Annotated in this window: 6 protein-coding genes; 5 read left to right on the forward strand and 1 reads right to left on the reverse strand. The window is 67.3% G+C overall.

Annotation, left to right across the window (positions count from 1 at the left end; translation table 11 throughout):
- Nucleotides 1-8 precede the first annotated feature (8 nt).
- Nucleotides 9-1,142, reverse strand: a complete 1,134-nt coding sequence (locus J4H91_RS04505; protein ID WP_208045055.1) for a mannose-1-phosphate guanylyltransferase — start codon at nucleotides 1,140-1,142, stop codon at nucleotides 9-11.
- 161 nt (nucleotides 1,143-1,303) lie between these two features.
- Here J4H91_RS04505 and sdhC point away from each other — a divergent pair, with 161 nt between their 5' ends.
- Genes sdhC through J4H91_RS04530 form a run of 5 tightly spaced genes read left to right on the forward strand, consistent with a single transcriptional unit; the run spans nucleotide 1,304 to nucleotide 5,800 of the window.
- Nucleotides 1,304-1,726 (forward strand): succinate dehydrogenase, cytochrome b556 subunit, encoded by a 423-nt coding sequence (sdhC, locus tag J4H91_RS04510; protein WP_208045056.1) that lies wholly within the window; start codon nucleotides 1,304-1,306, stop codon nucleotides 1,724-1,726.
- A gap of 19 nt (nucleotides 1,727-1,745) precedes the next feature.
- On the forward strand, nucleotides 1,746-2,192 hold the full coding sequence (locus J4H91_RS04515; protein WP_208045057.1) for a succinate dehydrogenase hydrophobic membrane anchor subunit: 447 nt from the start codon (nucleotides 1,746-1,748) through the stop codon (nucleotides 2,190-2,192).
- Nucleotides 2,193-2,240: 48 nt separating this feature from the next.
- Nucleotides 2,241-4,073 carry a succinate dehydrogenase flavoprotein subunit gene (gene sdhA / locus J4H91_RS04520; protein WP_208045058.1) on the forward strand — a complete coding sequence of 611 codons (1,833 nt, stop codon included), beginning with the start codon at nucleotides 2,241-2,243 and terminating at the stop codon, nucleotides 4,071-4,073.
- A gap of 3 nt (nucleotides 4,074-4,076) precedes the next feature.
- Entirely contained in the window at nucleotides 4,077-4,853 is a 777-nt protein-coding gene (locus J4H91_RS04525) for a succinate dehydrogenase iron-sulfur subunit (protein ID WP_208045059.1), read from the forward strand.
- A 2-nt stretch (nucleotides 4,854-4,855) separates the two neighbouring features.
- A complete protein-coding gene (locus J4H91_RS04530) occupies nucleotides 4,856-5,800 on the forward strand; it encodes a YihY/virulence factor BrkB family protein (protein ID WP_341783439.1) in 945 nt (314 codons plus the stop codon).
- The last annotated feature ends 274 nt before the right edge of the window (nucleotides 5,801-6,074 follow it).

The following is a 6,074-nucleotide window of genomic DNA, read 5'->3' on the forward strand; positions in this document are numbered from 1 at the left end:
TCCCCGTTTCAGAGGAGGTGGCGGCCGCCGGATCCCTTCATCCGGTTGACGAGGTTCTTCACGTCCTGCGCCCTGCGCTTGGAGGTGACGAGCAGCACATCGGCGGTGTCGACCACCACCACGTCCTCCATGCCGACGAGCGCGACGAGGCGGTCGCTGTCGGAGACGACGATGCCGCTCGACGCGTCGGAGAGCACCTGCGCGCCGTCTCCGAGCACGGCGAGATCGCTGCCGCGTCCGCGCGTCAGCAGGTTCGCGACCGAGGCGAAGTCGCCGACGTCGTCCCAGTCGAAGTGGGCCGCGACGCAGAGCATGTCGCCCGCGGCCGCAGCCGGTTCCGCGACCGTGTAGTCGATCGCGATCTTGGGGAGGGAGGGCCAGAGCCGTTCGCGCACCTCGGCGCCGCGGTCGGTGCCCCAGGCGGCCGCGATCTCGCGCAGGGCGCGCACGAGCTCCGGCTCCGATTCGGCCATGCGGTCGAGCAGCACCGAGGCGCGCGCGATGAACATGCCCGCGTTCCACAGGTAGCCGCCGTGCTCGAGGTATTCGCGCGCCTTCTCGGCATCGGGCTTCTCGACGAACTCGGTGACGCCGTAGAGGTCGAACTGGGCGATGTCGCCTCGGCTCCCGCCGCAGGCGATGTAGCCGAAGCCGGTGGCGGGGTGCGACGGGTGGATGCCGATCGTGACGATGTATCCCTGGTCGGCGGCGCGCGCCGCCGTCGCGACGGCGCGCTGGAAGAGCACGTCGCCCCGGATCACGTGGTCGGCGGCGAACGAGCCGAGGATCGCGTCGGGATCGCGGAGCTCGAGGAGTGCCGCGGCGAGGCCGATGGCGGCCGAGGAATCCTTCGGTTCGCTCTCGGTGACGAGGTTGGCCTGGACCAGCTCGGGGAGCTGTTCGGCGACCGACTCGCGGTGGGCGTTGCCCGTCACGACGATGATGCGTTCCGGGGGTGCGATGGGGCGCAGGCGATCCCAGGTGGCGCGCAGGAGCGAGTCGCCGGAGCCCGTGAGGTCGAGCAGGAACTTCGGCGCGTTCGCCCTGGAGAGCGGCCAGAGCCTGGATCCGACGCCGCCGGCCGGGATGACGCAGGTGAGACGCTCGAGCGCGCTCTCGAAGGCGCGGGGGTCTTCGGACATGGGATGATCCTACCGTTCCCCGTCTGACGGCCCCGGAAAGAGTGCCATAATGGGTCTGCAGCGGATTCTCAGTTATGGGGTGCGCGCGTAGAACCGTGCCCGCAATCGCGAACCGCGGCATCGGCCGTCGGGCGCCGCCCGGCGAAGCAGGACCAAGGAGGATGCACGTGTCAGCCCAAACGGCAGAGGTCGCAGCCGCGCCGAAGCGGAAGAGCCGCCCCGGAGGCACGCTCTACCGCGGCAACGAGGGGATGTGGTCCTGGGTGCTGCACCGCATCACCGGTGTCGCCATCTTCTTCTTCCTGCTCGTGCACGTGCTCGACACGGCGCTCGTCAGGGTCAGCCCCGAGGCCTACAACGCGGTCATGAGCGTCTACAAGACCCCCATCATGGGGCTCGGCGAAGCCGTGCTCGTCGGAGCCATCGTCTTCCACGCCTACAACGGCCTCCGCATCATCCTCGTCGACTACTGGAGCAAGGGTGCCCGGTACCACCGAGCCATGTTCTGGATCGTGATCGCGCTGTGGGTCGTGACGATGGCGGGCTTCCTGCCGCGCCACCTGATGAACGTCTTCGGGCACTGAGACAGGGGAGACAGAGACTATGACGACGACGATCGAATCCCCCCGCACGCAGACCCCCGCCAAGAAGCGCACCAACTGGGAGAAGTGGGGCTGGATCTACATGCGCGCCTCGGGCGTGCTGCTCGTGGTGCTCGTGTTCGGCCACCTCTTCTCGAACCTGATCGCCACCCCGGGCGGCGTGCACGCGATCGACTTCGGCTTCGTCGGCGGCAAGCTGGCCAACCCGTTCTGGCAGTGGTGGGACGTGCTGCTGCTGTGGCTCGCGCTCATCCACGGGGCCAACGGCATGCGCACCATCGTGAACGACTACGTGTCGAAGCCCGGTGTCGCCAAGACGGTCAAGGTGCTGCTGTTCCTCTCGGCCGCGCTGCTGATCCTGCTCGGCACCCTCGTCGTGTTCACGCTCGACCCGTGCCCCGCCGGCGCCGATCCCTCGCTCGTCGCATCATTCTGCCCGGTGAACTGACCCGGCCGGCGAACGCACAGACTCACAGCATCGAAGAATAGGAAGCACGTGACTGCAGACACCCACCAGGGCGAAGAAGTTACCGTCAAGGACGGCGTCACCTACCACCAGTTCGACGTGGTCATCGTCGGCGCGGGCGGCGCGGGCATGCGCGCCGCGATCGAGGCGGGCCCCAAGGCGAAGACCGCCGTCATCACGAAGCTCTACCCCACTCGCTCCCACACCGGTGCGGCGCAGGGCGGCATGGCCGCCGCGCTCGCCAATGTGGAGGAGGACAACTGGGAGTGGCACACCTTCGACACCGTCAAGGGCGGCGACTACCTCGTCGACCAGGACGCGGCGGAGATCCTCGCCAAGGAGGCCATCGACGCGGTCATCGACCTCGAGAACATGGGTCTCCCGTTCAACCGCACGCCCGAAGGCAAGATCGACCAGCGCCGCTTCGGCGGTCACACGCGTGATCACGGCAAGGCCGCGGTGCGCCGCGCCTGCTACGCCGCCGACCGCACGGGCCACATGATCCTGCAGACGCTCTTCCAGAACTGCGTGAAGCTCGGCGTCAATTTCTACAACGAGTTCTACGTGCTCGATCTCGTGATGACGGGCGAGGGCGCGAACCGCCGGCCCTCCGGCGTCGTCGCCTACGAGCTCGCGACCGGCGACCTCCACGTCTTCCAGGCCAAGTCGATCGTCTTCGCGACCGGCGGCTTCGGCAAGATCTTCAAGACCACCTCGAACGCGCACACCCTCACGGGAGACGGCGTCGGCATCATCTGGCGCAAGGGCCTGCCGCTCGAGGACATGGAGTTCTACCAGTTCCACCCGACGGGCCTCGCAGGCCTCGGCATCCTCCTCACCGAGGGCGCCCGAGGCGAGGGCGCGATCCTGCGCAACGCGAGCGGCGAGCGCTTCATGGAGCGTTACGCCCCCACCATCAAGGACCTCGCACCCCGCGACATCGTGGCGCGCTCGATGGTGCAGGAGGTGCTCGACGGCCGCGGCGCCGGCCCGCACAAGGACTACGTCTACCTCGACTGCACCCACCTGGGCGCAGAGGTGCTGGAGACCAAGCTCCCCGACATCACCGAGTTCGCCCGCACCTACCTCGGCGTCGATCCCGTCGTCGAGCCGGTACCCGTCTTCCCGACGGCGCACTACGCGATGGGCGGCATCCCGACGAACAACGATGCCCAGGTGCTGAGCGACAACACGACCGTCGTCCCCGGCCTCTACGCCGCGGGCGAGTGCGCCTGCGTCTCGGTGCACGGCTCCAACCGCCTCGGCACCAACTCGCTGCTCGACATCAACGTGTTCGGCAAGCGCTCCGGCAACAACGCGGCCGACTACGCCAAGACGGCGGAGTTCGTTCCGCTGCCTGAGGATCCCTCGAAGGAGATCCGCGAGCTCGTGGAGCGCTTCCGTACCGGCACCGGCACCGAGCGCGTCGCCGACATCCGCAAGGAGCTGCAGGAGGCGATGGACCGCGGCGCCCAGGTGTTCCGCACCGAGGAGTCGCTGACCGAGGTGCTCGGCGTGATCCACAACCTGCGCGAGCGCTACAAGTACGTGGGCGTGCAGGATCGCGGCAAGCGCTACAACACCGACCTGCTCGAGGCCATCGAGCTCGGCTTCCTGCTCGACCTCGCAGAGGTGCTGACCTACACGGCTCGCAACCGCAAGGAGAGCCGCGGCGGCCACATGCGCGACGACTACCCGAAGCGCGACGACGAGAACTACATGAAGCACACGATGGCCTACCTCTCGGGCGATCCGCACTCGGCCGACCCCGAGGATCACATCCGCCTGGATTGGAAGCCCGTCGTCGTGACGAGGAACGAGGACGGCGAGCTGCGATACCCGCCGCTGGAGAGGAAGTACTAGGCCATGAGCACCGCTACCGCCGAGAACACGACCGCGGTCGAAGCCGAGGCGCCCGAGGCGCCGAAGCCCTTCACGGTCACGCTCCTCATCCGCCGCTACCTCCCCGAGTCGGGCCGCGAGGCCTACTGGGAGGACTTCGACGTCGAGATGTACCCCACCGACCGCATCCTCGACGCGCTGCACCGCATCAAGTGGGATCAGGACGGTTCGCTGTCGTTCCGGCGTTCCTGCGCGCACGGCATCTGCGGTTCCGATGCGATGCGCATCAACGGACGCAACCGTCTCGCCTGCAAGACGCTGATCAAGGATCTCGACATCTCGAAGCCGATCTACGTCGAGGCGATCAAGGGTCTGCCCCTCGAGAAGGATCTCATCGTCGACATGGAGCCCTTCTTCGCGGCATACCGCGAGGTGCAGCCGTTCCTCGTGTCGAGCAGTGCGCCCGAGCCGGGCAAGGAGCGCCACCAGTCGATCGACGACCGCGAGCGCTTCGACGACACCACCAAGTGCATCCTGTGCGCGGCCTGCACCACGAGCTGCCCGGTGTTCTGGACCGACGGCCAGTACTTCGGCCCGGCCGCGATCGTCAACGCGCACCGCTTCATCTTCGACTCGCGCGACGACAACGCCCAGGTGCGTCTCGACATCCTCAACGACACCGAGGGCGTGTGGCGCTGCCGCACCACCTTCAACTGCACCGACGCGTGCCCCCGCGGTATCCAGGTCACCAAGGCCATCGCCGAGGTGAAGGCCGCGATCCGCACCGGCAAGACGAAGTAGCGGTGGTCGACCGGGCGCGGGAGCTGTGGCGCAGAGCCCAGCTCACGCGCCCGTGGCGCACCTACTCCCATTTCACCGACGTGGGCGGGGTCGTGCTCTCGGGCGGCATGAGCTATCAGGCGCTCTTCGCCGTTTTCGCCGGCCTGTGGGTGGGCTTCGGGATCTTCGGGATCGTGCTGCGCGGGCGGCCCGAGCTGCTCGAGTCGCTCGTGGATCAGATCAACACCTTCGTGCCCGGTCTGTTAGGGGAGACCGACGGCTCGGGGGCGGTGCAGCTGCAGATGCTGCTCGAGGCGCGTGCGCTCGACTGGACGAGCATCGTTGCGGGTGCCGCGCTCGTCTGGGTCGCGCTCAACTGGTTCACGGGCACGCGGCGCTCGATCCGCATCATATTCGGACTCGAGGTGAAGCGGTATCGCAACGCCGCGCTGCTGAAGCTGCGCGATCTGGCACTCGCGATCGGGTTCTTTCTCGCGATCCTGGTGTCGGCGGCGCTCACGGTGCTCAGCTCGACCCTGGTCTCGACCGTCTACGGCTGGGTCGGTGTCGACCCCGACGGCTGGTTGTTCGGCGGGCTCGGCAAGACCGTGCGTTACGGTGCGATGTACGTGTTCGACGTGATGGTACTGCTCGCGATGCACCGCTTCCTCGCCGAGATCCGTATCCCGAGGCGCGAACTGGTCATGGGGTGCATGCTCGGCGGCGCCGCGCTGCTCGGGCTGAAGGTGCTGGGCGGCGCGCTGATCAGCGGCGCATCGGACAACCCGCTGCTCGCCACCTTCACGGTGTTCATCGGTCTGCTGATCTGGTTCAACATCCTGTGCCGACTGCTGCTGCTGACCTCGTCGTGGATCGCGACCGGTGTGAACCGGTCGCTCGGCGTGCCCGAGGAGCCTGCGGCCGATATGCCCGATCAACCGACCGAGCGGCGGATCACCAGCAGGTGATGCTCGGATCGATCGCCGTCCACGGCGAGTAACGGCCGTCGGACCTCACGAGCCGTATCTCGAGGGGGTCTGTCAGGTTAACGGTGGATCTGGCCTGGCGCATTCTTAGTTGATTCGGCCTTCGAAGGTGATCGCGAAGGCGTTGAGTGAATTGGCCTGGTTTGAGTTCCGACCGGTTTTCCTGTCAACCGGTCGGTGACAGAAGTTCCTCGGCCTCAGCATAGTAGGCCTGCTCGACCTCGATCGGGGTACGCATATCGAGCTCCCCGTGAAG

It is taken from the genome of Leucobacter ruminantium (genome assembly GCF_017565705.1).
In the GTDB taxonomy this organism is placed as follows: domain Bacteria; phylum Actinomycetota; class Actinomycetes; order Actinomycetales; family Microbacteriaceae; genus Leucobacter; species Leucobacter ruminantium.